Origin of the sequence: Amycolatopsis sp. NBC_01480 (assembly GCF_036227205.1) — a bacterium.
Classification (GTDB): Bacteria; Actinomycetota; Actinomycetes; order Mycobacteriales; family Pseudonocardiaceae; genus Amycolatopsis.
Genome location: NZ_CP109442.1, coordinates 9,151,506 through 9,174,565, shown reverse-complemented (window position 1 = coordinate 9,174,565; position 23,060 = coordinate 9,151,506). Strand labels below are relative to the sequence as shown.

Sequence of the window (23,060 nt, the reverse complement as noted above, 5' to 3'; positions counted from 1 at the left end):
GACGGCCGGCAAGCCGTCCCCCTAAGCTGGGCGGAACGTTTTTCGGGAGGTCGGGTGGCGACAGCTTCGGGAGCGCGGCCGGTGGTCGGCGTGCTCGCCCTGCAGGGTGCCGTGCGCGAGCACGTCGCGATGCTGGAGCGCGCCGGCGCGCGGGCCGTCCCGGTCCGCCGCGCCGCCGAGCTGTCCGAAGTGGACGGACTGGTGCTGCCCGGCGGCGAGTCCACCACGATGTCGCGGCTGCTGGAGAGCTTCGAGCTGCTGGAGCCGCTGCGCGCGCGGATCGCGGACGGGATGCCCGCGTTCGGCTCGTGCGCCGGGATGATCCTGCTGGCCCGGCAGGCGCTCGACGGGCGCCCGGACCAGCAGCAGCTCGGCGGGCTCGACGTGGTGGTCCGGCGCAACGCGTTCGGCCGGCAGGTCGACTCGTTCGAGGTGGACCTGGACTTCGCCGGCGTGCCGGGCGGGCCGGTGCACGCGGTGTTCATCCGCGCCCCCTGGGTCGAGAAGGCGGGTGCGGGGGTCGAGGTGCTGGCCACCGTGCCGGCCGGGCTGGTGCCCGAGGACCCGGTGGGCGGCGAGCCGGCGGCTAGGATCGTCGCCGTCCGGCAGGGGGCGGTGCTGGCCACCGCGTTCCACCCGGAGATCACCGGGGACGAGCGCGTGCACCGGTTGTTCGTCGAGCTCGTGCGGGAAGCCTGAGCGCAATGGCGGCGTCCGGGGCGTGAGGACCGGGCGGACGCGGAACAGATGGAGGAGAGATGAGCGGCCACTCCAAGTGGGCGACGACGAAGCACAAGAAGGCCAACATCGACGCGAAGCGTGGCAAGCTCTTCGCCCGGTTGATCAAGAACATCGAGGTGGCCGCGCGGACCGGCACCGGCGGTGGTGATCCCGAGGGCAACCCCACGCTCTACGACGCCATCCAGAAGGCGAAGAAGAACTCGGTCCCGCAGGACAACATCGAGCGCGCGCGCAAGCGCGGCGGCGGTGAGGAGGCGGGCGGCGCCGACTGGCAGAACATCACGTACGAGGGTTACGGCCCCAACGGCGTGGCGGTGCTGATCGAGTGCCTGACCGACAACAAGAACCGCGCCGCGATGGAGGTCCGGACCGCGCTCACCCGGAACAACGGGTCGCTGGCCGACCCGGGCTCGGTGGCGTACCTGTTCGACCGCAAGGGCGTGGTGATCATGCCCAAGAGCGGCACCACCGAGGACGACGTCCTGATGGCGGTCCTCGACGCCGGCGCCGAGGAGGTCAACGACCTCGACGAGAACTTCGAGATCGTCTCCGAGGGCGGTGACCTGGTCCCGGTGCGCAAGGCGCTGCAGGAGGCCGGGTTCGAGTACGAGTCCGCGGAGCTGACCTTCCTCCCGTCGATGACCGTGGAGCTGGACGCCGAGGGCGCGAAGAAGGTCTTCCGGCTGATCGACGCGCTCGAGGATTGCGACGACGTGCAGAACGTCTACGCGAACTTCGACGTGCCCGATGAGGTCATGGCCGAGATCGACTGAAGTCTTCAGTCTTTCCGAACGAAAAAACCGCGCGGGCCGGAAAACGGGCCGTGCGGTTTTTTCGCGCCGGGGCAGGGATTCCGCCGCGATCGAACTCGTGAGTAGCCGGATCCCTTGGTGTGCCCGGGAAAATTCGCGCGCGTCGGGCCTGGGCTCAGCCGCGCGGGTACGGCACAATGTGCGCCGTGACGCCCCGAGCCCCCGCCTCCCCAGCCCCCGTTTCCGAAGAACAGCGCCTGATCGAATGGATCGAAGCCCAGGCGAAGGAACGGGGCAACGCCGTCATCGCGGTTCCGGACGACGACAACGGGGCCGGCTACAGCTTCACCGCCTGCGCCTGGGCGCTGCACAGCGTGCCCGAGGCCGTGGTCGTCGGCCTGCCCGGCGACATGGGCCCGACGCTGCTCGACGCGTACGTCGACCGCGCGGCCAACGGCGAGATCTTCGAGGTCGGCAAGCGCTACGACGACTTCTTCGAGGGCGGCCAGGTCGTGTTCGAGCGCGTGGCCAAGGGGCACTACCTCGAGTACTTCGGCTCCGCGTTCCTGGTCTACCCGGACGGCGACTTCCCGGCGCTGCAGATCCTCGTCGCCACGCCGGACGGGCAGTTCCCGTGGCACGCCGACGCGCCCGAGGGCTTCGGCGAATGGCAGCCGGTGCTGACCGAGTCCGGCCTCCCGGAGAGCTGGACCCCGGGCGTCGACGGCCCCTGAGCCCGACACTCCTCGTGAGTGTTCATGCCGGTTAGTTGGGGTCGCCCTTGCGGGCGTGCCTTTGTGGGCTGAAAATTGTGGTTGGCTGCCTGTTGACGTCGTGGTTCTTTGGTTGTGGTGGAGGCCGTCGGTTAGTCGGGCGCTGGGAACTGCGTGGTGGGCCTTTGACTGTTGCTTCGAGCACGCGGATCAGATTCTGTGTTTCCCTGGTGGTTCCCCGGGCAGCCGTTGGTTGTCCCGGGGACGCTGCTGGGAGGTGGGTGTGATGCTGGCCGAGGCGCAGGATCATGAGGAGATCATCGAGCGGGTCGCGGCGATTGATGTGGGCAAGGCCGAGGTGATGTGTTGTGTGCGGGTGCCTGATCGGGTTCATCCGGGTCGGCGGTTGCAGGAGGTGCGGCCGTATTCGACGATGACGCGGTCGTTGCTGCTGCTCTCGGACCGGCTCGCGGAGCTGGGTGTCACCCGCGTGGTGATGGAGGCGACCTCGGATTACTGGAAGCCGGTGTTTTATCTGCTGGAGCGGCCGGGGCGGCAGGTGTGGCTGGTCAACGCCCGTGATGTGAAGCATCTGCCGGGGCGGCCCAAGACCGACCGGCTGGACGCGGTGTGGTTGTGCAAGGTCGCCGAGCGGCAGATGCTGCGCCCGAGTTTCGTGCCTCCGCCCGAAGTTCGGCGGTTGCGGGACCTGACCCGCTATCGCTGTGATCTGGTCCGGGCCCGCACGAGTGAGAAGAACCGGGTGGAGAAGCTGCTCGAAGACGCCTGCATCAAACTCTCGGTGGTCGCGTCGGATATTTTCGGGGTGTCCGGGCGGGCGATGATGGCGCAGCTGATTGACGGGCAACGCAACGCGCAGCAGTTGGCGCAGCTGGCGAAGGCGGGAATGCGCCGCAAGATCCCGGTCCTGGAGGAAGCGCTGACCGGCCGGTTCACCGATCACCACGCGTTCCTGCTGGCGACGATGCTGCGCCGGATCGACGGCATCGACGCCGACCTCACGGCGGTGGAGACCGAGGTCGAGCAGGCGCTGGCCCCTTTCGCGGTGGCGGTGGCCCGGCTCGATGAGATCATCGGCGTGGGTGTCACCGCGGCCTCGGTGATCATCGCCGAGATCGGTGTGGACATGTCCCGGTTCCCCACCCCCGCGCACCTGAGCTCCTGGGCGAAGTTCGCGCCGGGAGTGTCGGAATCCGCGGGTCGGCGCAAGGGCCGCTCCGCGACCGGGCACGGCAACCGCTACCTCGCCTCGGTACTCGGGGAGATCGCTGTCGTCGTCGGCAGAACGGACACCTTCCTCGGAGAACGTTACCGGCGCATCGCGAGACGGCGGGGTACCAACCGTGCGATCGTCGCGGTCGGGCGATCCATCCTGGTGATCGTCTGGCATCTGCTGTCCGACTCCGAGGCCCGCTACCGGGACCTCGGGGCGGAGTTCTACCAGCGGCAACGCGGCACCGAACGCCAGAAAGCCGGCCACATCCGCCAGCTCCAAGCACTCGGCTACCACGTCACCCTCGAACCCGTCGCCTGACCACACCGGCCAGCACACCCCACAACCCACCCGGCTCCGCCGGGCGCTGTCGCACGCCCGGTCACCATCATTTTCGGGTCAGAACCGTCATGAACACTCACGAGCTTTTACGGGCGGGGCAGGGCGCGCAGGTCCTCGGCGGCGGCCGGGAACTGGGCGGCGAGCGTGGCCGCGTCCGCGAACTCCACGCAGTCGTCGGTGTAGGGCGGCACCACGACCGTGCCGAGCAGGCTCCAGGAACCGAGCGTGACGGTGGCCTGCCAGGTGCCCGCGGGCACCACCACCTGCGGCCGCTGGCCTTGAGCGACGTCGGTGCCGAGCACCGGCCGGGTCACCGAGCCGTCCGGGTGCAGCAGCAGCATCCGCGCCGGCGCCCCCGCGTGGTGCACGAACACCTCGGCGCGGTCCAGCCGGTGCGGCGCGGAGTGCTCCGGCGCCACCAGCAGGTAGTAGATCGCCGAGCCCTCGGCCGAGCGCCAGCTCTCGGCGAACCGGCCGCCTTCCACCGGCAGCGGCTCGAGACCCAGGTGGCTGATGAATTCCTCCGGCTCCGGCATGGCTCCCATCGTGCCGCAAGCTCGCCCAGTAGCCTGCACCTCGAACGAATGTTCGCGTCCGGTGAAGGAGAGCGTGTGCGGGTGCTCGGGGTCGACCCCGGTCTGACCAGGTGCGGACTCGGCGTGGTCGACGGCGGCCAGGGCCGCACCGTTCGCGCGGTCGCCGTCGGGGTGGTGCGCACGCCGCCGGACGCCGACCTCGCGCACCGGCTGCTCGGCATCGCCGACGAGGTCGAGACCTGGCTGGACCGGTACCGGCCCGAGGCCGTCGCCGTGGAGCGCGTGTTCGCCCAGCACAACGTCCGCACCGCGATGGGCACGGCGCAGGCGGGCGGGGTGGTCGCGCTGGCCGCGGCGCGCCGCGGTCTGCCGGTCGTGTTCCACACGCCCAGCGAGGTCAAGGCCGCGGTCACCGGGTCCGGCCGCGCGGACAAGGCGCAGGTCACCGGTATGGTGATGCGCCTGCTCAACCTCGAGGTGAAACCGCACCCGGCCGACGCCGCCGACGCGCTGGCACTGGCCATCTGCCACCTCTGGCGCGAGCCGATGCGGGTCCGCCTCGCCGAGGCCGAGGCCCGCGCGGCCGAGCTGGCCCGCACGCACAAGGCGCGGCTCGCCGCCGCGGCGAAACAGGCCGGCGGCGCCTCCGCCCCGGCCGCCCGGCGCGCCCGGACGGCGCCCAAACAAGCGGCGCCCAAACAAGCCGTGCCGAAACCCGTGCCCGGGAAAGAAAAGACCAAGCAGGACAACACAGGAGCCCCGCGATGATCTCCTCGGTACACGGCGAAGTGCTGTCGGTCGGCCTGGACCACGTGGTGGTCGAGGTCGGCGGCGTCGGCTTCGCCGTGCAGGCCACCCCCGCGACGCTCTCGACGCTGCGGCGCGGGGAGAAGGTGCGGCTGCACACCGCGCTGATCGTCCGCGAGGACTCGCTGACGCTGTTCGGGTTCGCCGACGTGGACGCGCGCGAGCTGTTCGGCCTGCTGCAGACGGTGTCCGGGATCGGCCCGCGCCTCGCTCTGGCCACCCTCGCCGTGCTGGAGCCGGACAAGCTGCGCGCCGCGCTCGTCGAAGGCAACATCACCGTGCTGACGCAGGTGCCCGGCATCGGCCGCAAGGGCGCCGAACGGCTCAGCCTGGAGCTGCGCGACAAGGTCACCGCGCTCGGCGGGACGGGCGAGGCGCCGGTGGTGTCCGCGCCCGGCGCGCTGCGCGTCGAAGTGGTGGAAGCGCTGGCAGGACTGGGTTTCCCGGCGAAACAAGCCGAACAGGCCGTCGACCGGGTCCTGGCCGAAGGCGACGGGCACACCACGGCCACGGTCCTGCGCGCGGCGCTCGCCACCCTCGGCCGCAAGCAGTAGCCGATGGACCACGAAGTGACCGAGTTCGAAGCGGACGACGAAACGCTCTCGGCCCTGCCGCAGAGCGGCGAGGGCGATGTCGAGACGACGCTGCGGCCCCGCAAGCTCGACGAGTTCGTGGGCCAGCCCCGCGTGCGCGAGCAGCTGGAACTGGTGCTGGAGAGCGCGCGGCGGCGCGGCGTCCCGCCCGACCACGTACTGCTGTCCGGCCCGCCGGGCCTCGGCAAGACGAGCATGGCGATGATCGTCGCCGCGGAGCTGGGCGCGGCCATCCGGATCACCTCCGGGCCCGCGCTGGAGCGGGCCGGCGACCTGGCCGCGATGCTGTCCAACCTCGCCGCCGGCGACGTGCTGTTCATCGACGAGATCCACCGCATCGCCCGGCCCGCCGAGGAGATGCTGTACCTGGCGATGGAGGACTTCCGGGTCGACGTGGTGGTCGGCAAGGGTCCGGGCGCCACCAGCATCCCGCTGGAGATCGCGCCGTTCACCCTGGTCGGCGCCACCACCCGGTCCGGCTCGCTGACCGGCCCGCTGCGCGACCGGTTCGGCTTCACCGGCCAGATGGAGTTCTACACCGACGCCGAGCTGGAGCTGGTCGTCCGGCGCGCCGCGACGATCCTCGACATCCCGATCGACCGTGACGGCGGCGCCGAGATCGCCCGCCGCTCGCGTGGCACACCCCGGATCGCGAACCGCCTGCTCCGGCGGGTCCGCGACTACGCCGAAGTGCGCGCCGACGGCAACGTGAACCGCGAGGTCGCGCGCGCCGCGCTCGAGGTCTACGACGTCGACGAGCTGGGCCTGGACCGGCTGGACCGGGCCGTGCTGAACGCGCTGGTCCGCTCGTTCGGCGGCGGCCCGGTCGGCGTCTCGACGCTCGCGGTGGCCGTGGGGGAGGAGCCGGGCACCGTGGAAGAGGTGTGCGAGCCCTACCTGGTCCGCGCGGGTATGCTCGCCCGGACTCCGCGGGGCCGGGTCGCGACCGCGGGCGCGTGGGAGCATCTCGGCCTGGTTCCCCCGCCCGATTCCGGACGGCCCGACCGGGGCGGTCCCACCCTGTTCGACCAGGGCTGACGGAGCCCTCCGGGGCCGGCGGCCGGAGGGTTAACAGGCGGTGGGTGCTGGAGTTTCCGCTGGCACCTGGCACACTCGAAGACAGCACATCCGCTAAAACCGGACGTAACGGCAACCCAGCGGCGTCCGTCGAATGGAGAGTCATGAACCAGTTACTGCTGCCGTTGCTGCTGCTGCTCGTGGTGGCCGTGCCGCTCATCATGGGTACCCGCAAGCAGAAGAAGCAGCAGGCGGCCCAGAAGGACCTGCAGGAAGGCCTGGCCCCCGGCGACCGCGTGATGACCACGTCGGGCCTCTACGGCTTCGTGGCCGACGCGTCGGGCGACACCACGATCGACATCGAGATCGCGCCGGGCGTCATCACCACCTGGCTGCGTCAGGCCGTCCGCGAGAAGGTCGAGCCGACCGTCGAGACCGAAGAGGACTCCGTCGAGGAGACCGAGACCGACACCGTCGGCGGCGTCGCGTCGACCTCTTCGGAGGCCCCGGCCCAGGAGTCCATCTCCGCGGAGGAGACCGAGAAGTCGGGCGCCCAGGTGGCGCCCCCGCTGGAGCACGGGAAGAAGTAACCTCCCGCTGGTCGGGCAGTGACTCGCCCGCGGCCGACGAAAGTCGGTACGGGTGAACGCCGGGCTCACGCAGCACCGAGTACTGTCTCGGTGCTGCGTGCGTGTCCGCCGCCATAGTCATGCCCAGCAGCGTCCGGGAGACCCCTCCCGGCTCGCTCACCGTAACCAGTGGGGCACACCCAGTCCGAGGAGACCGAAGCACCGTGGCACCATCGGCCGGGCACCTGCGCCCGGGACGTTATCTCGCTTTCTTCGCCCTGATCGTGATCGTGCTGTACGCGCTGGTGTTCTTCACCGGCGGCGGCAAGCCGGCCCCGAAGCTCGGCATCGACCTGCAGGGCGGCACCCGGGTCACGCTGACCGCGCGCACGCCCGACGGCAGCCAGCCCAACCGCGATCAGCTGAACCAGGCGCGCCAGATCATCGAGACCCGCGTCAACGGGATCGGTGTGGCCGGCGCCGAGGTCCTGCTGGACGGCAACAACGTCGTCATCACGGTCCCGGGCGAGCAGGGCGACCAGGCGAAGAACCTCGGCCAGACCGCGAAGCTCGGCTTCCGCAAGGTGATCACCTCGCAGCCGAACACCCCGGCCGGAGCCACGCCGCCGCCCGCCTCGGGCACCCCCTCGACGCCGCCCTCGGGCAAGCCGTCCACGCCTCCGTCCTCTTCGGGCACCCCCTCGTCGCCCCCGGCCAGCGGTGGCGGCGGTGCCGCCGGCGCGCCCGCGCAGACGCCGAGCACCTCGCCCGCGCCGCCGTCCGGCGGCCAGAAGCAGCAGACGCCGATCGAGAAGGCCCAGGCCGTCCGGCAGAACCCCGACCTGGCCTCGACCGACCAGGCCAAGGCGCAGGCCGCGCAGCAGGCCGCGATGGCCTCCCTGGTCTGCGCGCCGAACGTCGCGGACCCGCTGGAGGGCAACGACGACTCGAGCAAGCCGCTGGTCGCCTGCGGTGACAAGGACGCGACGAAGTACGTGCTGGGCCCGGAGTTCCTGCCCGGCACGGACATCTCCACCGCCTCCTCGGGCTACGACCAGACGCGCGGCCAGTGGACCGTCGACATGACGTTCAACTCGGCCGGCAGCAAGATCTGGGGTGACTTCACCTCGGCGAACGTGCAGTCGCAGGCCGCGTTCGTGCTGGACACGCAGGTGGTCTCGGCGCCGACCATCCAGTCGGCCATCCTCGGCGGCAACACGCAGATCACCGGGCAGTTCACCCAGTCCGACGCGAAGAACCTGGCCGATATCCTGAAGTACGGCTCGCTGCCGCTGTCGTTCAGCTCCTCGGACGCGACCACGGTTTCGGCCACGCTCGGCCTGGCCTCGCTGGAGGCCGGCCTGATCGCCGGCGCGATCGGCCTGATCGTGGTGTTCATCTACTGCTTGTTCTACTACCGGCTGCTGGGCATCCTGACCATCTTCTCGCTGGTCCTTTCCGGACTGCTGGTGTACGCGGTGCTGGTGCTGCTCGGGCGGTGGATCGGCTACACGCTCGACCTCGCGGGCATCGCCGGCCTGATCATCGCCATCGGCATCACGGCCGACTCGTTCGTCATCTATTTCGAACGACTGAAGGACGAGATCCGGGAGGGCCGGACGTTCCGGTCCGCGGTGGGCCGCGGCTGGGTCCGCGCCCGGCGCACCATCCTGGCGTCCGACGCGGTGAGCTTCCTGGCCGCGGCAATCCTGTACGTGATCGCGGTCGGCGACGTGCAGGGCTTCGCGTTCACCCTGGGCATGTCGACGGTGCTCGACCTGGTGGTCGTCTACCTGGTCACGCACCCGCTGGTGTCGCTGTTCTCCACGTCGAAGTCGGCGTTCCTGTCCAACCCCCGGCACCTCGGCCTCGGCGCCGTGCAGCAGCTGGGCTCGCAGCGCAAGGCCGCGCGTCCTTCGGTCGGCCGCTCGAACGTGAAGGAGGCCTGACGTGGGCGAGGAAGAGCAGGGCACCGGCCCCGAGACCACCGACGCCACCGGGACCCCCGCCACCGACGGGGCCGCTGCGGCCAAGGGCGGCAAGGCCAAGAAGGAGAGCGTGTTCCACCGGCTGTACGTCGGCACGGGCGCGTTCGACATCATCGGCGCGCGCAAGCGCTGGTACATCTTCTTCGCGGCGCTGGTGCTGGTGTGCATCGGCTCGATGGTGTTCCGCGGGTTCACCTGGGGCATCGAGTTCGAGGGCGGCACGCAGATCCAGCTGCCGGCCCACGGCGCGCACGGCGAGATCAGCACCCAGCAGGTGATCGGCTCGTTCTCCAAGGCGCTCGGCGAGCAGCCGTCGGAGACGCAGAAGGTCGGCACCGGCAACGCCTCGACCATCCAGATCCGCTCGGAGACGCTCGACGCGGCGAGGGTCGCGAAGGTCAAGCAGCAGATCTTCACCGACTACGCGCCGATCGGCAGCAACGGACAGGCGAGCGAGGCGTCGATCAGCGACAGCGCGGTGAGCGCGTCCTGGGGCGGGGAGATCTCCCGCCAGGCGATCATCGCGCTGCTGGTGTTCCTGGTGGCCGTGGTCATCTTCCTGGCGATCTACTTCGACACCCGGATGGCGATGGCCGCGCTGGTCTCGCTGCTGCACGACATCGTGGTCACCGCGGGCGTGTACTCGCTGGCGGGCTTCGAGGTGACCCCGGCGACGGTGATCGGCCTGCTGACCATCCTCGGGTTCTCGCTGTACGACACGGTGGTGGTGTTCGACAAGGTCCGCGAGAACACCCGCGGCCTGCTCGGCCTCACGCGCCGCACGTACGCCGAGGCGGCGAACCTGGCGCTGAACCAGACCCTGATGCGGTCGTTCAACACCGCGTTCATCGCGCTGCTGCCGATCCTGGGCCTGCTGATCGTCGGCTACATTCTGCTCGGCTCCGGCACACTGCAGGACCTGGCGCTGGTGCAGCTCACCGGCACCCTGGTCGGCGTGCTGTCCTCGCTCGCGCTGGCGACGCCGCTGCTGGTCGACTTCAAGATGCGCGACCCGCAGTACCGGCAGCAGGCCGAGCGCGTCCGCGCCCGCCGGGCCAGCCAGGAGAAGAAGGCGGCTGCCCGCGGCGGTGACGAGGAGTTCGACGCCGCCGATGACGAAGCCCTCGCGGCCGAACTCCGCAAGGAGAAGGCGTACGCGGCGGCGGCCAGCGTTTCGGCGCGCACGCCGAAGTCGAAGCCGCGTCGTGGTGGCGTGTCCTCGGCGAAGCGGAAGCGCTGACCCGGATGGATCTGGACAAGGCCCTCGGCCTGATCGCCGAGGTGCCGGACTTTCCCGAGCCCGGCGTGCTGTTCCGCGATTTGAGCCCGCTCTTCGCGGACGCCGCCGGTTTCGCCGCGGTGACCGACGCGCTGGCCGGCACCCTCGACCCCGGCGTCGAGCTGCTGGCCGGCGTCGAGGCCCGTGGCTTCCTGCTCGCCGCGGCCGTCGGGTACGCCCAGGGCCTCGGCGTGGTGCTGGTGCGCAAGCCCGGCAAGCTGCCGTCGGTGGCCGGCCGGGTCGACTACGCGCTCGAATACGGCACCGCCAGCGTGGAGCTGCCCGCCGGCATCGTCCGCCCCGGCCAGCGCATCGCTGTGCTCGACGACGTGCTCGCCACCGGCGGAACGGTCGCGGCCACCGGCAAACTGCTGGAAGACGCGGGCGCCTCGGTCACGGGCATCTCCGTGGTGCTCGAACTCGCCGGCCTCGGCGGGCGCGCGGTGCTCGGCGGCCGATCGGTGCATTCGCTTCAGATCTGCTGACCTTGCCGTCGTTGAAGGCCTTCTTGCCTGCGTGAGACGCAGATAAGGAGGCCTTCAACGCGTTGCGGGGCGTGCCGGGTCACCCTCCGAATGGGCGTGGGCGGAGAGGCCGGGCGGCCCAGCGGTTACCCTGGGGGTTCGAAGGCCGCACGAGCAGCAGGAGGTGCGGGTGAGCCAGGAGCTCGACGCAGCGTCGCCCGCCAAGGACGCCGCCGGTGGGCGGGGCGCGCAGGCCGTGCCAGCGCCGAAGCCCAACGGCGCGGCGCCCACCCCGTCCGCGACACGCCGCGTCCGGGCCCGGCTGGCGCGCCGCATCACCGCCCAGCGCGCCGCCCCGGTCAAGCAGGTCCTCGAGCCGCTCGCCGTCATCCACCGCGAGCTGCACCCGAACGCGGACCTGGCGCTGCTGCAACGCGCCTACGACGTCGCCGAGGAGCTGCACCGCGAGCAGCGGCGCAAGTCGGGCGACCCGTACATCACGCACCCGCTCGCCGTCGCCACGATCCTGGCCGAGCTGGGCATGGACACCACCACGCTGGTCGCCGCGCTGCTGCACGACACCGTCGAGGACACCGGTTACTCGCTCGACGAGCTGAAGGCCGACTTCGGCGACAAGGTCGGCGAGCTGGTCGACGGCGTGACCAAGCTGGACAAGGTCAAGCTCGGCACCTCGGCCGAGGCGGAGACCATCCGCAAGATGGTCATCGCGATGGCCAAGGACCCGCGGGTGCTGGTCATCAAGCTGGCCGACCGGCTGCACAACATGCGCACCATGCGCTTCCTGCCGCCGGAGAAGCAGGCCCGCAAGGCGCGCGAGACGCTCGAGGTGCTCGCCCCGCTGGCCCACCGGCTCGGCATGGCCACGGTGAAATGGGAGCTGGAAGACCTCGCGTTCGCCATCCTGCAGCCGAAGAAGTACGACGAGATCGTGCGGCTGGTGGCCGACCGCGCGCCCTCGCGCGACACCTACCTGCGCTCGGTGATCACGGACCTGACCAGCAACCTGGTGTCCTCGCGGATCACCGCGAAGGTCGAGGGCCGGCCGAAGCACTACTACTCGATCCACCAGAAGATGATCGTCCGCGGCCGCGACCTGGACGACATCCACGACCTGGTCGGCGTGCGGATCCTGGTGGAGGACGTGCGCGACTGCTACGCGGCCATGGGGGTGGTGCACGCGCTCTGGCAGCCGGTGCCCGGCCGGTTCAAGGACTACATCGCGCAGCCGCGGTTCGGCGTCTACCAGTCGTTGCACACCACCGTGATCGGGCCGGACGGCAAGCCGCTCGAGGTCCAGATCCGCACCTACGAGATGCACCGCACCGCCGAGTACGGCATCGCCGCGCACTGGCGGTACAAGGAAACCAAGGGCACCCACGGCGGCAACGGGGCCAACTCGGTCGACGTCGACGAGATCGCCTGGATGCGCCAGCTGCTCGACTGGCAGCGGGAGGCGGCCGACCCGGGCGACTTCCTCGAGTCGCTGCGCTACGAGCTGGCCGCGCGCGAGATCTTCGTGTTCACGCCGAAGGGCGACGTGATCACGCTGCCCGCCGACTCCACGCCGGTCGACTTCGCCTACGCCGTGCACACCGAGGTGGGCCACCGCTGCATCGGCGCCCGCGTGAACGGCCGCCTGGTCGCGCTCGAGCGGAAGCTGGAGAACGGCGAGGTCGTCGAGATCTTCACCTCCAAGGCGGAAAGCGCCGGGCCGAGCCGCGACTGGCTGCAGTTCGCCGGCTCGCCCAAGGCGCGGGCGAAGATCCGCCAGTGGTTCGCCAAGGAGCGCCGCGACGAGGCGATCGACGCGGGCAAGGAGGCGATCACCAAGGAGGTCCGCAAGGTCGGGCTGCCGATCCAGCGGCTCGTCTCCGCGGAGTCCATGGGCTCGGTCGCCAAGGAGCTGCGCCACGCCGACATCTCCTCGCTCTACGCGGCCGTGGGGGAGGGCCACACCAGCGCGAAGCACGTGGTGCAGCGGCTGGTGGCACTGCTCGGCGGCGTCGACGAGGCGGAGGAGGAGCTGGCCGAGCGGGCCACGCCGTCCACCGTCACCCGGCGCCGCGGCTCCAACGACGTCGGCGTGGTGGTCAAGGGCGCCGGCGACATCTGGGCCAAGCTGGCGCGCTGCTGCACCCCGGTGCCGGGCGACGAGATCCTCGGCTTCGTCACGCGCGGCGGCGGCGTCAGCGTGCACCGCACGGACTGCACGAACGCCGACGACCTGCGCGCCCAGCCCGAGCGCCTGGTCGAGGTCGAGTGGGCGCCGTCCGCCTCGTCGGTCTTCCTGGTCGCGATCCAGGTCGAGGCCCTCGACCGGCACCGCCTGCTGTCGGACGTGACGAAGGTGCTGGCCGACGAGAAGGTCAACATCCTCTCCGCGTCGGTCACCACCTCACGCGACCGGGTCGCGGTCAGCCGCTTCTCGTTCGAAATGGGCGACCCCAAGCACCTCGGCCACGTGCTGAAGGTGGTCCGGGGCGTGGAAGGCGTCTACGACGTGTACCGGGTGACTTCGGCTTCCTAGGCCAGGAAGTCCAGCAGTGCCCGGGTTGTCTCGGCCGGTCGTTCCATCGGCGGCAGGTGCCCGGTGTCCGGCAGGTCGAGCCGCCGGGCGCCGGGGATGGCCGTGGTGAACAGGTCGGCGAGGGCGAGCAGGCCGGAGGCGTCGGACAGTCCGATGAGGACCAGGGTGGGCGCCGCGATCTCGGCGAGGCGGGGCCGGGTGGCCGGGACGTCCTCGGTCCACTTCGGACCGTTCCAGGCCCGGCGGTAGACCAGCTCGCACATTTCCTTGGCCATCGACCAAGTCCGCGCATCCAGCACGTCGGGAGTCCGATGTGGACCGACGATGAAGTAGCGCGCGTTGGCCTCGGCGGCGGCGGAGACGTCGGCCTCGTCGACGCGCTCAGCCGTGTGCGCCTGGTACTGCTCCAGCCGCTCCGGCGGGACCGCGGCCCGGAGCGTCGCCCACATCTCGGCCGCCATGTCCGCCGGCCACTCGTGCCCGGACAGACCGGCGCCGACGAGGGCGATCCGGCGGACGCGCGAGGGCGCGGCCAGCGCGGCGTCCAGTGAGTACGCGCCGCCCATCGAGGAGCCGACCAGCGCCGCCTCGTCCACGCCGAGGGCGTCCATCACCGCGAGCAGGTCACGGTGGTGCGAAACGGTTCCTTCGGGGCCGTCGGATTCGCCGTGGCCGCGCCGGTCGTAGCGGATCACGCGGTGGTGCTCGGCCAGCGCGGTGAACTGGTGGTCCCACATCCGCCGGTCCGCGAGCCCGGCGTGCAGCAGCACGACCGCAGGCCCCTCCCCGGCTTCGTCGTAGCCGAACCGGGCCCCGTTCGCCTCGATCATCCCCATGCGGCCGACGCTAGTGCGACGGCCCGGTCACAACCAGGAGTTTCGCGCAGGGCGATCCCATTACCAATCCGGCCAAAAGTAGGCGGACCGAGCGGGTGGTGACGGCTGGTGCTTAGTCGAGTCCGCCGTGACTGTGGCCGGATTGGTAATGAATGGCACAGTAGGGTGCTGGGCATGACCGACGGATTCGAGTTCACCCGCGACGGCGAGGTCGCCCGGCTGACGTTCGCCCGGCCGGAGAAGATGAACGCCATCACCTACGGCATGTGGTCGGCGATCCCGGACGTCGTGGCGCAGGTCGAAGCAGACCCGGCGCTCAAGGTGCTGGTGCTCGAAGGCGCGGGCAAGCACTTCTCGGCCGGCGCGGACATCAGTGAGTTCCGCGAGCTTCGTTCCACCGCCGAGGGCGCGGCGACGTACGACAAGGCCGTGGACGGCGCCGTCAGCGCGCTGACCGCGATGCGCAAGCCGTCGGTGGCGATGATCCAGGGCAACTGCATCGGCGGCGGCTGCCAGGTTTCGGTGGCGTGCGACTTCCGGTTCGCCGCGGCCGGCGCGCGGTTCGGCATCACCCCGGCGAAGCTCGGCATCGTCTACCACTTCGACTCGACGCGGCAGCTGGTCTCGCTCGTCGGGCCGGCCAACGCCAAGTACTTCCTGCTCTCGGGCGAGCTGGTCGGCGCGGTGCGGGTGCGGGAGATCGGCTTGGTGAACGACGTCTTCGAGGCCGAGGAGCTGGCCGGCGCGACGGCCGCGTTCGTCGCGACGCTGTGCTCGCGTTCGCAGGCCTCGGTCCGCGGGATGAACCGGATCATCGAGAAGATCGTGGCGGGCCAGGAAAGCACCGACGCCGAGGTCGAGGAGATCCGGCTCGCCGCGTTGCACGGCGAGGACTACGCGGAGGGCGTCGACGCGTTCCTCAACCGGCGGCCGCCGAAGTTCACCTACCGCTGACGGCCCGGCTCAGATCTCGTCCCAGGCCGCGCTTTCGTAGGCCTCGCGCAACAGTCGCCCGGCGGCGGGGTCCGAGCGCAGCGGCACTCCGTCCACTGAGGCCACGGGGCGGCCGATCGTCTCGGAATTGGTCAGGAACACCGCGTCGAACCCCGGCAGCTCACCGGGGTACACCGGGCGGACCTCCTGCGGGACGCCCGCCGCGCGCAGCTGCTGCTCCAGCACCAGGTACGTGATACCGGGCAGCACCGCCGCCTCGGGCCACACCACCGTGCCGCCGGACAGGAAGCCGACGTTCCAGATCGACGCCTCGCTGATCCGCCCGGCGTCGTCGACGAAGATCGCGTCGTCGTATCCCGCGAGGCGCGCCTGACGGGAGTGGTGGATCAGCCCGAACGTGCCGAGGTGCTTCACCTGCGGCAGATCCCGTTGGTAGCGCACGGACTTGAGCCGGATCGGCTCGGTCACCGGCTCGTGCGGCGGCCCGGTCCGGACCAGGATCTCCGGCGCCATCACCGGTTCGTCGCTGCTGGACCGGGAGAAGATCACGACTCGCGCGGACAGCGCCGCGTGCCCGGCGATCGCGTGGCGCAAGTGCGAACGGACCAGCTCGGTGTCGAGCTTGCTGCCGAACAGGAGCCGGGTGCTCGCTTCCAGCCGGCTCAGGTGGAGGCCGAGACCGCGCACCCGCCCGTCGCGGACCTGCATCGCGGTGAAGTGGCCGTAGCCACCCATCGCGGACGCGAGGCCCGCCACGCCGGGCGGGGCGCCGTTCAGCTCGAGCGGGAAATCCACCTCACGCGGAGACGGTCACCGCGGTGAACTTCACCGGGTTCTTGGGCTCGCCGGTCGCGCCGTCCTGGCCCACCGCCCCGATGCCGGTCTTCGCGATCTGGTCGAGCACCTTGAGGCCCTCGTCCGAGATGCTGCCGAAGATCGTGTAGGTCGCGGGCAGGTCGGCGGTGCCGTACACCATGAAGAACTGGCTGCCGCCGGTGTTCGGCTGGCCGGTGTTGGCCATCGCGAGGATGCCGCGGCCGTACTTCTCACCGGTGAAGTACTCGTCCGGCACGGTGAACCCGGGCCCGCCCTGGCCGTCGGTCTGCACGTTGCCCTTGGCGTTCGGGTCGCCGCACTGCAGCATCTGCAGGTCGGTGACGCCGAGGCGGTGGCAGATCGTGTCGGTGTAGAAGCCCTGCTGGGCCAGGCTCACCATGCTCTGCACGGTGCACGGCGCCAGAGCCCGGTCGAGCGTCACGGGGATGTCGCCCGCGGTGCTCTTGAAGGTGAGAGTCACCTTCCCGGTGGACGGCACGTTCTTGCCGTCCGGCACGGTCGGCTTCTTCGCGCCGGTCGGGCTCTGCGCGTCGGCCGCGTAGGTGCACGTGGTCGGGTTCGGCAGGGCCTTGGGCCGGGTCGGCATGGCCGTGCGCTGCGTCGGGATGTTCGTGAGCGACGGCACCGGGGCCGAGCTGGACGAAGGCGGCGGCGAGGCGGCCGCCGTGTCGCTGCTGCTGCCGCCGCTGTTCACGACCCACACCACGACACCGGCCACGATGAGGACGACACCGCCGACCACACCAGCGCCGACGATCTTGCGTCGCTTCGCCCGCTCCGCCCGGCGTACGAGCTGCCGCTCGAGTTTCCGCTTCGCGGCTTCACGGCGCTGCTGGTTGGTCGCCACCCGCCCTCCAGTTTCCGCTCGATGTCACACGTCTGAGGTAGCGGCAGTGTATGGGCACAGCCTGTGAGGACTCTGTACAGGGGCGGCTAGTCTCGACCCGATCGTGATCAGCGGCGCTTCCCGGGGAGGGTTTTCGTGCTTGTCGCCGGGTTTGCCGCGGGGCCGCTGCGCGCCAACTGCTACCTGCTGGCGCCGTCCGCGGGCGGCGGGTGTGTGGTGGTCGACCCCGGCGAAGAGGTGGGTGAACCCCTCACCGCGGCGCTCGCGGAGCACGGGCTGGTCCCGGTCGCGCTGCTGGCCACCCACGGGCACCCGGACCACATCGGCTCGGCGGCGGCGCTGGCGCGGGCGCACGACGTCCCGCTGCACCTGCATCCCGCCGACGCGGACTGGCACGACGGGCCGTTCGAGGCGCTCACCGAAGGCCCGCTGACGGTGGCGGGTCTTGATCTCACGGTGCTGGGCCTGCCCGGCCACACGCCGGGTTCGGTGGCGTTCACCGTGACCGCGGGCGAAGGTGGCAGGCTGGTGCTGACTGGGGACACGTTGTTCGCCGGGTCGATCGGCCGCTCCGGCGACCGGGCCGCCGGCGCCGAACTGGAGAGATCGTTGCGCACGAAGCTGCTCACCCTGGCCGGCGACACCGTGGTCCTGCCCGGCCACGGACCGGCCACCACCATCGGCCGCGAGCGCGCCGGGAACCCGTTTCTCACCGGGGCGGGGGCATGACCGAGCAGGGTGGTGCGAAGGGCGCCAGCACGCCGGAGCGGTTGCCGCTGTTCGCCGACGACCCGAAGCTGCGCCGGCGTCGAGGCTGGTCCGGGATGCTCGGCGCGGTGATCATCGGCGCGGCCGCCGGTGGCATCACCGGGCTGATCGCCGGGCAGCTGCCGGGCTTGATCGTGGCGGTGGTGATCGCGCTGCCGCTGGTCTACGTGGTGCTGTACAGCGTCCGCCGCCGCATCTGGATCGAGGGCACCACGCTGCTCGTGCGGACGTGGGGCGTGCGGCGCGTCGACCTCGTCGAGGCGCAGCGGCTGGACATCGTGATCAGCGACGTGCGGGGCACGCGCACGGTGAGCCTGCTCGTGAACGCGGGCCGGCGCGGCAAAGTGGTGAAGGTCGACCTGGCCGTGTTCTCCGGCGCCGGCGGCCGTGAGCTGAGCGCCCTGCAACTGCGCCGCGTGGCCGATGCGCTGCTGAACAACACCGAAGCCAACGGCCTGGTCTTCTCGGAGCTGCTGGTGGCGGAACTCCGCTCGGAGGCCCGTGGGGGCGGAGCGGCGGAGCGGCCGCTTTATCGGCTGGCTTCGGCCGCTCCGGCCGGGCGTTACGTGCAGCGCTTCCCGATGGAAGCGGTCAGCCGGTTCGTCGCGACGCTGGACTGAACGCTGTCGCTGCTAGGCCAGGTTTCGCGGGCGCTGTAGGCGTCGAGTTTCGGGGCTGGGCGGGCGAAACCCGGTCAGCCTCGCCGGACCCGCGCGGGGGCAGCGGGCTCCGGGTGGTCGGCTTCCGGCTCGGCGTCCAGGCGGGCCCGGATCTGCTCCACCTGGTAGGCCAGTTCCGGGAGTTCCTCGGCGATGTAGGCCAGCAGGCGTTCGAGCTGCCGGAGGGTGGCGCGCATTTCGTCGAGGGCGGTGGCGATGCGGGGGACCGTCTCGGCGGCGACCAGGCCCGCGGCGAAGAGCCGGCGGGTGAGGTGCAGCGCGAGCCGCGGCCCGGCCAGTACGACGTTGAACACGGCCCCTCCTGACGAACCCCGGCAGCGCTCGGTGCGGTCTTCGTACCGCACGCGCGGGCCGCCGGACCGGCCGGGGCGGGATCGCGTTACTGGTGTGACGAAGGGGTATTCGTGGGGCTCACGAGGTGGTCGATCGGCTCGCGGGCGGCGATCAGCGCGGCCAGCACGGTGGTGACCGGGACGGCCGCGACGATGCCGACCGAGCCCGCCAGCGTGCGGATGATCTCCGACGCGATGTCCTCGCTGCCGAGCAGCGCGCCGAGTCCGACGCCGGAGATCGAGGAGTACAGCAGCACCGGCAGGGCGGCGCCGGCGTAGGCCATCACGAGCGTGTTCACCGCCGAGCCGACGTGGTCGCGGCCGATGCGCAGGCCGGAGCGGTACAGCTCGCGCCAGCCCAGCGACGGGTTGGCCCGCCGTAGCTCCCAGACGGCGCTGGTCTGCGTGATGGTGACGTCGTCGAGCACACCGAGCGCACCGATCACCACGCCGGCCAGCAACAGGCCGCGGGCGTCGATGCCGTGGCCGAGCGAGCCGATGAGGGTGGACGTGGCGTCGTCGAGACCGGTGAGTGACGCGGTGGCGGAGAAGATCGCGGACAGCACGCCGATCAACGCGAGGCTGACCAGCGTGCCGAGCACAGCGACCGAGGTTCTCGCCGACAGCCCGTGGGTCATGTACAGCGCGACGAACATGATCGCGCCCGCGCCCGCGATCGCCACCACCAGCGGGTTCTCCCCGGCGAGGATGGCGGGCAGCACGAACAGCACGATCACCATGAAGCTCAGCACCAGCGCGACGAGCGCGGCCAGCCCCTGCCACCGTCCGAGCACCAGCACCGCGACGGCGAACAGCGCGGCCAGCAGCACCAGCGGCGTGCCGCGCTGGAAGTCGACGAGCTGGAACGAGGACGGGTCAGACGCGTCGCCGCCGTTGTAGGCCAGCACCACGGCGTCGCCGCTGGAGAAGCGCGGGGTGCTGGGCTCGATCGGCACGGTCAGCTTGAGCTGCTTGCCGTTGCCGGGCCCGCTGGTCATGGTCAGGTCGACGGTCAGGCACGGCTTCTGGTCGGGGTCTGCCTGCGCGCCGACCTGGACTTGCCCGTTGGCGAGGCACGGCCCGGTGGCGGTCGCGGTGATCGACGCCTGCACCGGAGTCCCTTGCTGCACCGCGCTTTTCGGCGCCGGCTTGCCCCACGGGTACAGCATGATCATCCCGACGACCGTCGCCAGCGCCAACGGCGTGAGCAGCCAGATCAGCAGATTCCGCACCCGCCGCGACGCCGGTGCCGCGGGGCCGTGGCCATGCCCGTGGCCGTGCCCATGCCCGACCGCGGCGACCGGATCCGGCGGCTCGACCGGGGGTCCCCCTCGCGACCGCCCGCCGCCACGGGTTCCGGCCGGCGCCTCGGCCGAGGCACGGCGGGCGCCGGTGGTTTCGGCGGCTGATTCTCCGCGGGAGGAGCGGCGACCGCCGGTCGTCTCGGCGGCTGTCCCAACGTCGGCTGCGCGGCGGACGCCGGTGGTCTCGCCGCGCGACTCGGCGCGGGACGCACGGCGGCTGCCGGGGGCCTCGGCGGCTGATTCGGCGCGGCCGGTGAGGCGGCCGTCGATGGTCTCGCCGGGCGACTCGGGGCGGGGCACACGGCGAGCACCGGTGGTTTCGCCGCGGGGGGTGCGGCGGCCGCCGGTGGTTTCGGCTGGTGTTTCGGCGTCGGTGTCCGGGCGGGGGATTCGACGGGAACCTGTTGTGCCGCTGGGAAGTTCGCCTCGTCGCGGGCGGGCGGGATCACCTTCGGCGCGTGGGCGGCGAGGGCGGGGGTCGCCGCCGGCCGGTGGGCCGTCGGAGGTGCGCGGGGCGCCGTTGTCCGGGGTACGGGGGCGGCGGGTGCCCTGCGGCAAAGGAGTTTCCCCGGTGCGGCGGCGGTCGCGGCGGGGGCGATCGTCTTCCGCGGCGGGCCACGCGGCGGCGGGATCCGGCCACGAGGCGTCCACGCCCGGAGCGTCGGCGCTCGGCCAGGCATCAGCCGGAGGGTCGGCGGCGGGCCACCCAGCGTCGGAAGGGGGCGGGGTGGCGGAGGCAGGCGAAGACGTCGCGCGAGGCCGTCGGGGGCGGGACGAGCCGGGCATCGCGGGTGGGGGCTCGCCGGGGACGCGGCGGATCGGGCCGGTGTCGCCGGCGCCGTCGGGGCCGTCGGCGTCGTCGGCGTCGTAGTCGGGGTAGTCGCGCGGTGCCACGGCGCACATCCTGCACTCCCGGGTCCGGCCGCACCCGTATCGGGTGGGGGAGGAGCCGGTCGTATCCGGCGTTTCGGCCTCAGCCGTAGGCCTGGCGCAGGTGCACGCGGCGGTAGGCGGACGGCGGCGTGTCGAAGTGGTCCAGGAACGCCTGGCGCAGCGTCTCGGTGGAGCCGAAGCCGCAGTGCCGGGCGATGGCGGTGAGCGGCAGGTCGGTGCCGGACAGCAGGCGCGCGGCGTGTTCGGCGCGGACGGTCCGCACGTACTTGCCCGGCGTGGTGCCCAGGTGCGCGTCGAACAGCCGGGTGAGCTGGCGGGTGCTGATCCCGGCGTGGCGCGCCAGCACCGGGGTGCCGAGGTCGTCCGCCAGGTGCTCACTCACGTACGCGGCGAGGTCGCGGACCTGCCCGTGCTCCGGCGGCGGCCCGGACAGGAACATGCTCACCTGCGCCTGGTTCCCCGGCCGCTGCAGATACGTGACGAGCGCGCGGGCCACCTCGCGCGCGACCGCCGGGCCGTGGTCCTCCTCGACGAACGCCAGCGTCAGGTCGAGCCCGCTGGTGACGCCGGCCGAGGTGTACACGTCGCCGTGCCGGATGAACAGCGGCACCGGGTCCACCGTCACCGCCGGGTACTTCTCGGCGAACCGGGACGCGTACGCCCAGTGCGTGGTCGCGCGCCGGCCGCTCAGCAGCCCGGCCGCGGCGAGCACGGTCGAGCCGGTGCAGACCGACGCAGTGCGCCGGCTGGTCCGCGAAAGCCGCCGCAGGTGTTCCAGCAGGCGCTCGTCGCGCGCGGCCGCGGTGTGGCCGACCCCGCCCGCGACGATCACCGTGTCCAGATCGCCCGGCACCTGGTCGAGCCGGACGTGCGGGGTCAGCGTGAGGCCGGACTGGCAGCGGAACGGATGACCGTCCACAGTGGCCAGACGGATGGTGTACGGCGGGCGCGCGCCGATCCGGTTCGCGGCGTCGAGCGCGTCGGACACGCAGGCGACGTCCAGCAGCTCGGCGTCGGGGAAGCCGACGATCACGACCTGCCGCGGGGGACCGGGCATGATCGGGAAGCTACCAGCTCGACCGGCCGACGGACATGGTTCGCAGGAATCGGGACACGGCCGACGTGCGCGCGGGCGGCGCGGGCCACGGTGGGGCCATGACCGACAAGCCCAGTACGGACAAGCCCGAGAATGACGCGCCCGAGAACCAGGCGGCCGAGAACCGCGAGACCGAGAAGCAGAAGACGTTCGCCTTCGTCGTCTACCCCGGCCTGACCGCGCTCGACCTGGTCGGCCCGCTGCAGGTGCTGGCCGGGCTGGCCGCGGCCGATCCGGGGATGCGGGTGGTGGTCGTCGGGAAGACGCTGGACCCGATCGACACCGACTCGCCGTTGCGGATCGCGCCGAGCCACACGTTCGACGCGATTCCGGACCCGTACGCGATCCTCGTGCCCGGCGGTGCCGCGCCGACCCTGCGGGCGCTGGCGAACCGGACCCTGATCGGCTACCTGGCCCAGGCGGCGGAGACGGCCGAGCTCGTCACGTCCGTCTGCACCGGCTCCCTGCTGCTCGGCGAGGCCGGGCTGCTGAAGGGCCGGAAGGCCACCACACACTGGATGTTCCGCGATCTGCTGCGCGCGTCCGGGGCGACGCCGGTGGCCGAGCGGTGGGTGGAGGACGGCCCGGTGATCACCGCGGCCGGCGTCTCGGCGGGCATCGACCTGGCCCTGCACCTGGTCGAACGGCTGGCCGGGACGGAAATGGCGCGGATCGTCCAGTTCGGCATCGAGTACGACCCGCAGCCGCCGCTCGGCCCGCTCGACTGGGCGAACGCGCCGCACGGCAACCTGACCCCGTTGCGCGAGCACGCCCTGCGCGAAGGCCTCGCCGACCACCCGGAGCTGATGGCGAAACTGCTGGCCCACGCCTGACCCGGGCCCGGCGGCCGGGGCGGCGGACCCACCAACGGGGTGGGCCATCCGGGTGACCAGCGGCGGAAGCGCCCGGCGGCCCGGGCCCCGCGGTTA

The 23,060-nt window shown here is 71.6% G+C and carries 22 protein-coding genes and 1 pseudogene; 16 read left to right on the top strand and 7 right to left on the bottom strand.

The features are described 5' to 3' along the window. The first annotated feature begins 54 nt into the window (after nucleotides 1-54). The 4 genes from pdxT to OG371_RS42705 all read left to right on the top strand — a co-directional run bounded on the left by pdxT (nucleotide 55) and on the right by OG371_RS42705 (nucleotide 3,761). The gene (gene pdxT / locus OG371_RS42720) at nucleotides 55-699 is read left to right on the top strand and encodes a pyridoxal 5'-phosphate synthase glutaminase subunit PdxT (protein WP_329062698.1); all 645 of its coding nucleotides are present in this window, start codon (nucleotides 55-57) and stop codon (nucleotides 697-699) included. A 59-nt stretch (nucleotides 700-758) separates the two neighbouring features. Further along, nucleotides 759-1,514: a YebC/PmpR family DNA-binding transcriptional regulator gene (locus OG371_RS42715; RefSeq protein ID WP_329062696.1), complete on the top strand. Its 756-nt coding sequence runs from the start codon at nucleotides 759-761 to the stop codon at nucleotides 1,512-1,514. 176 nt (nucleotides 1,515-1,690) lie between these two features. After that, complete coding sequence (locus OG371_RS42710; protein ID WP_329062694.1) at nucleotides 1,691-2,227, top strand: DUF4262 domain-containing protein; 537 nt, start codon at nucleotides 1,691-1,693, stop codon at nucleotides 2,225-2,227. Nucleotides 2,228-2,492: 265 nt separating this feature from the next. Beyond that, the gene (locus tag OG371_RS42705; RefSeq protein ID WP_329057553.1) at nucleotides 2,493-3,761 is read left to right on the top strand and encodes an IS110 family transposase; all 1,269 of its coding nucleotides are present in this window, start codon (nucleotides 2,493-2,495) and stop codon (nucleotides 3,759-3,761) included. Between the two features lie 107 nt (nucleotides 3,762-3,868). On the opposite strand, the gene OG371_RS42700 is transcribed toward OG371_RS42705, so the two are convergent. Beyond that, complete coding sequence (locus OG371_RS42700; RefSeq protein ID WP_329062693.1) at nucleotides 3,869-4,318, bottom strand: cupin domain-containing protein; 450 nt, start codon at nucleotides 4,316-4,318, stop codon at nucleotides 3,869-3,871. Between the two features lie 75 nt (nucleotides 4,319-4,393). On the opposite strand from OG371_RS42700, the pseudogene ruvC reads away from it, so the two are divergent. From ruvC to OG371_RS42660, 8 genes and pseudogenes are all read left to right on the top strand, one after another. Beyond that, a pseudogene (gene ruvC / locus OG371_RS42695) lies at nucleotides 4,394-4,993 on the top strand (crossover junction endodeoxyribonuclease RuvC); the annotation flags it as partial. An 89-nt stretch (nucleotides 4,994-5,082) separates the two neighbouring features. Continuing rightward, complete coding sequence (ruvA, locus tag OG371_RS42690) at nucleotides 5,083-5,679, top strand: Holliday junction branch migration protein RuvA (protein WP_329062692.1); 597 nt, start codon at nucleotides 5,083-5,085, stop codon at nucleotides 5,677-5,679. Between the two features lie 3 nt (nucleotides 5,680-5,682). Next, nucleotides 5,683-6,756 (top strand): Holliday junction branch migration DNA helicase RuvB, encoded by a 1,074-nt coding sequence (ruvB, locus tag OG371_RS42685; RefSeq protein WP_329062691.1) that lies wholly within the window; start codon nucleotides 5,683-5,685, stop codon nucleotides 6,754-6,756. A gap of 143 nt (nucleotides 6,757-6,899) precedes the next feature. Then, nucleotides 6,900-7,325, top strand: coding sequence for a preprotein translocase subunit YajC (gene yajC, locus OG371_RS42680; RefSeq protein ID WP_329062690.1), 426 nt, complete (start codon nucleotides 6,900-6,902; stop codon nucleotides 7,323-7,325). Nucleotides 7,326-7,528: 203 nt separating this feature from the next. Then, complete coding sequence (secD, locus tag OG371_RS42675; RefSeq protein ID WP_329062687.1) at nucleotides 7,529-9,253, top strand: protein translocase subunit SecD; 1,725 nt, start codon at nucleotides 7,529-7,531, stop codon at nucleotides 9,251-9,253. Nucleotide 9,254: 1 nt separating this feature from the next. Continuing rightward, the gene (gene secF / locus OG371_RS42670; RefSeq protein ID WP_442876046.1) at nucleotides 9,255-10,532 is read left to right on the top strand and encodes a protein translocase subunit SecF; all 1,278 of its coding nucleotides are present in this window, start codon (nucleotides 9,255-9,257) and stop codon (nucleotides 10,530-10,532) included. A gap of 5 nt (nucleotides 10,533-10,537) precedes the next feature. Next, on the top strand, nucleotides 10,538-11,056 hold the full coding sequence (locus OG371_RS42665; protein ID WP_329062685.1) for an adenine phosphoribosyltransferase: 519 nt from the start codon (nucleotides 10,538-10,540) through the stop codon (nucleotides 11,054-11,056). A 169-nt stretch (nucleotides 11,057-11,225) separates the two neighbouring features. Next, entirely contained in the window at nucleotides 11,226-13,583 is a 2,358-nt protein-coding gene (locus OG371_RS42660; protein WP_329062683.1) for a RelA/SpoT family protein, read from the top strand. On the opposite strand, the gene OG371_RS42655 is transcribed toward OG371_RS42660, so the two are convergent. Continuing rightward, a complete protein-coding gene (locus tag OG371_RS42655; protein WP_329062682.1) occupies nucleotides 13,580-14,419 on the bottom strand; it encodes an alpha/beta fold hydrolase in 840 nt (279 codons plus the stop codon). The genes OG371_RS42660 and OG371_RS42655 overlap by 4 nt on opposite strands. A 174-nt stretch (nucleotides 14,420-14,593) precedes the next feature. Here OG371_RS42655 and OG371_RS42650 point away from each other — a divergent pair, with 174 nt between their 5' ends. Beyond that, on the top strand, nucleotides 14,594-15,373 hold the full coding sequence (locus OG371_RS42650; protein ID WP_329062681.1) for an enoyl-CoA hydratase/isomerase family protein: 780 nt from the start codon (nucleotides 14,594-14,596) through the stop codon (nucleotides 15,371-15,373). A 9-nt stretch (nucleotides 15,374-15,382) separates the two neighbouring features. Here the strand turns inward: OG371_RS42650 and OG371_RS42645 are convergent, their stop codons facing one another. Further along, nucleotides 15,383-16,168 carry an aminotransferase class IV family protein gene (locus tag OG371_RS42645; protein WP_329062679.1) on the bottom strand — a complete coding sequence of 262 codons (786 nt, stop codon included), beginning with the start codon at nucleotides 16,166-16,168 and terminating at the stop codon, nucleotides 15,383-15,385. A 1-nt stretch (nucleotide 16,169) separates the two neighbouring features. Beyond that, the gene (locus OG371_RS42640; protein ID WP_329062676.1) at nucleotides 16,170-17,057 is read right to left on the bottom strand and encodes a peptidylprolyl isomerase; all 888 of its coding nucleotides are present in this window, start codon (nucleotides 17,055-17,057) and stop codon (nucleotides 16,170-16,172) included. Nucleotides 17,058-17,192: 135 nt separating this feature from the next. Between OG371_RS42640 and OG371_RS42635 the strand changes: the two genes are divergently transcribed. Both OG371_RS42635 and OG371_RS42630 read left to right on the top strand, forming a co-directional pair. After that, nucleotides 17,193-17,786: an MBL fold metallo-hydrolase gene (locus OG371_RS42635; protein ID WP_329062674.1), complete on the top strand. Its 594-nt coding sequence runs from the start codon at nucleotides 17,193-17,195 to the stop codon at nucleotides 17,784-17,786. Then, a complete protein-coding gene (locus OG371_RS42630) occupies nucleotides 17,783-18,445 on the top strand; it encodes a hypothetical protein (protein WP_329062672.1) in 663 nt (220 codons plus the stop codon). Before OG371_RS42635 ends, OG371_RS42630 begins: the two co-directional genes overlap by 4 nt. A 74-nt stretch (nucleotides 18,446-18,519) precedes the next feature. On the opposite strand, the gene OG371_RS42625 is transcribed toward OG371_RS42630, so the two are convergent. The 3 genes from OG371_RS42625 to OG371_RS42615 form a co-directional block, all read right to left on the bottom strand. Continuing rightward, on the bottom strand, nucleotides 18,520-18,798 hold the full coding sequence (locus tag OG371_RS42625; protein WP_329062670.1) for a hypothetical protein: 279 nt from the start codon (nucleotides 18,796-18,798) through the stop codon (nucleotides 18,520-18,522). 86 nt (nucleotides 18,799-18,884) lie between these two features. Beyond that, entirely contained in the window at nucleotides 18,885-21,035 is a 2,151-nt protein-coding gene (locus OG371_RS42620; RefSeq protein ID WP_329062668.1) for a YibE/F family protein, read from the bottom strand. A gap of 79 nt (nucleotides 21,036-21,114) precedes the next feature. Next, nucleotides 21,115-22,092, bottom strand: a complete 978-nt coding sequence (locus tag OG371_RS42615; protein WP_329062666.1) for a GlxA family transcriptional regulator — start codon at nucleotides 22,090-22,092, stop codon at nucleotides 21,115-21,117. 98 nt (nucleotides 22,093-22,190) lie between these two features. Here OG371_RS42615 and OG371_RS42610 point away from each other — a divergent pair, with 98 nt between their 5' ends. After that, nucleotides 22,191-22,964 (top strand): DJ-1/PfpI family protein, encoded by a 774-nt coding sequence (locus OG371_RS42610; protein ID WP_329062664.1) that lies wholly within the window; start codon nucleotides 22,191-22,193, stop codon nucleotides 22,962-22,964. Nucleotides 22,965-23,060 lie beyond the last annotated feature (96 nt).

Bases quoted from the DNA above. Each gene is read 5' to 3' on its own strand.
- OG371_RS42715 (WP_329062696.1), top strand. From the start codon at position 759: ATGAGCGGCCACTCCAAGTGGGCGACGACGAAGCACAAGAAGGCCAAC.
- OG371_RS42710 (WP_329062694.1), top strand. From the start codon at position 1,691: ATGTGCGCCGTGACGCCCCGAGCCCCCGCCTCCCCAGCCCCCGTTTCC.
- OG371_RS42705 (WP_329057553.1), top strand. From the start codon at position 2,493: ATGCTGGCCGAGGCGCAGGATCATGAGGAGATCATCGAGCGGGTCGCG.
- OG371_RS42700 (WP_329062693.1), bottom strand. From the start codon at position 4,318: ATGCCGGAGCCGGAGGAATTCATCAGCCACCTGGGTCTCGAGCCGCTG.
- ruvA (WP_329062692.1), top strand. From the start codon at position 5,083: ATGATCTCCTCGGTACACGGCGAAGTGCTGTCGGTCGGCCTGGACCAC.
- ruvB (WP_329062691.1), top strand. From the start codon at position 5,683: ATGGACCACGAAGTGACCGAGTTCGAAGCGGACGACGAAACGCTCTCG.
- yajC (WP_329062690.1), top strand. From the start codon at position 6,900: ATGAACCAGTTACTGCTGCCGTTGCTGCTGCTGCTCGTGGTGGCCGTG.
- OG371_RS42665 (WP_329062685.1), top strand. From the start codon at position 10,538: ATGGATCTGGACAAGGCCCTCGGCCTGATCGCCGAGGTGCCGGACTTT.
- OG371_RS42655 (WP_329062682.1), bottom strand. From the start codon at position 14,419: ATGGGGATGATCGAGGCGAACGGGGCCCGGTTCGGCTACGACGAAGCC.
- OG371_RS42650 (WP_329062681.1), top strand. From the start codon at position 14,594: ATGACCGACGGATTCGAGTTCACCCGCGACGGCGAGGTCGCCCGGCTG.
- OG371_RS42630 (WP_329062672.1), top strand. From the start codon at position 17,783: ATGACCGAGCAGGGTGGTGCGAAGGGCGCCAGCACGCCGGAGCGGTTG.
- OG371_RS42615 (WP_329062666.1), bottom strand. From the start codon at position 22,092: ATGCCCGGTCCCCCGCGGCAGGTCGTGATCGTCGGCTTCCCCGACGCC.
- OG371_RS42610 (WP_329062664.1), top strand. From the start codon at position 22,191: ATGACCGACAAGCCCAGTACGGACAAGCCCGAGAATGACGCGCCCGAG.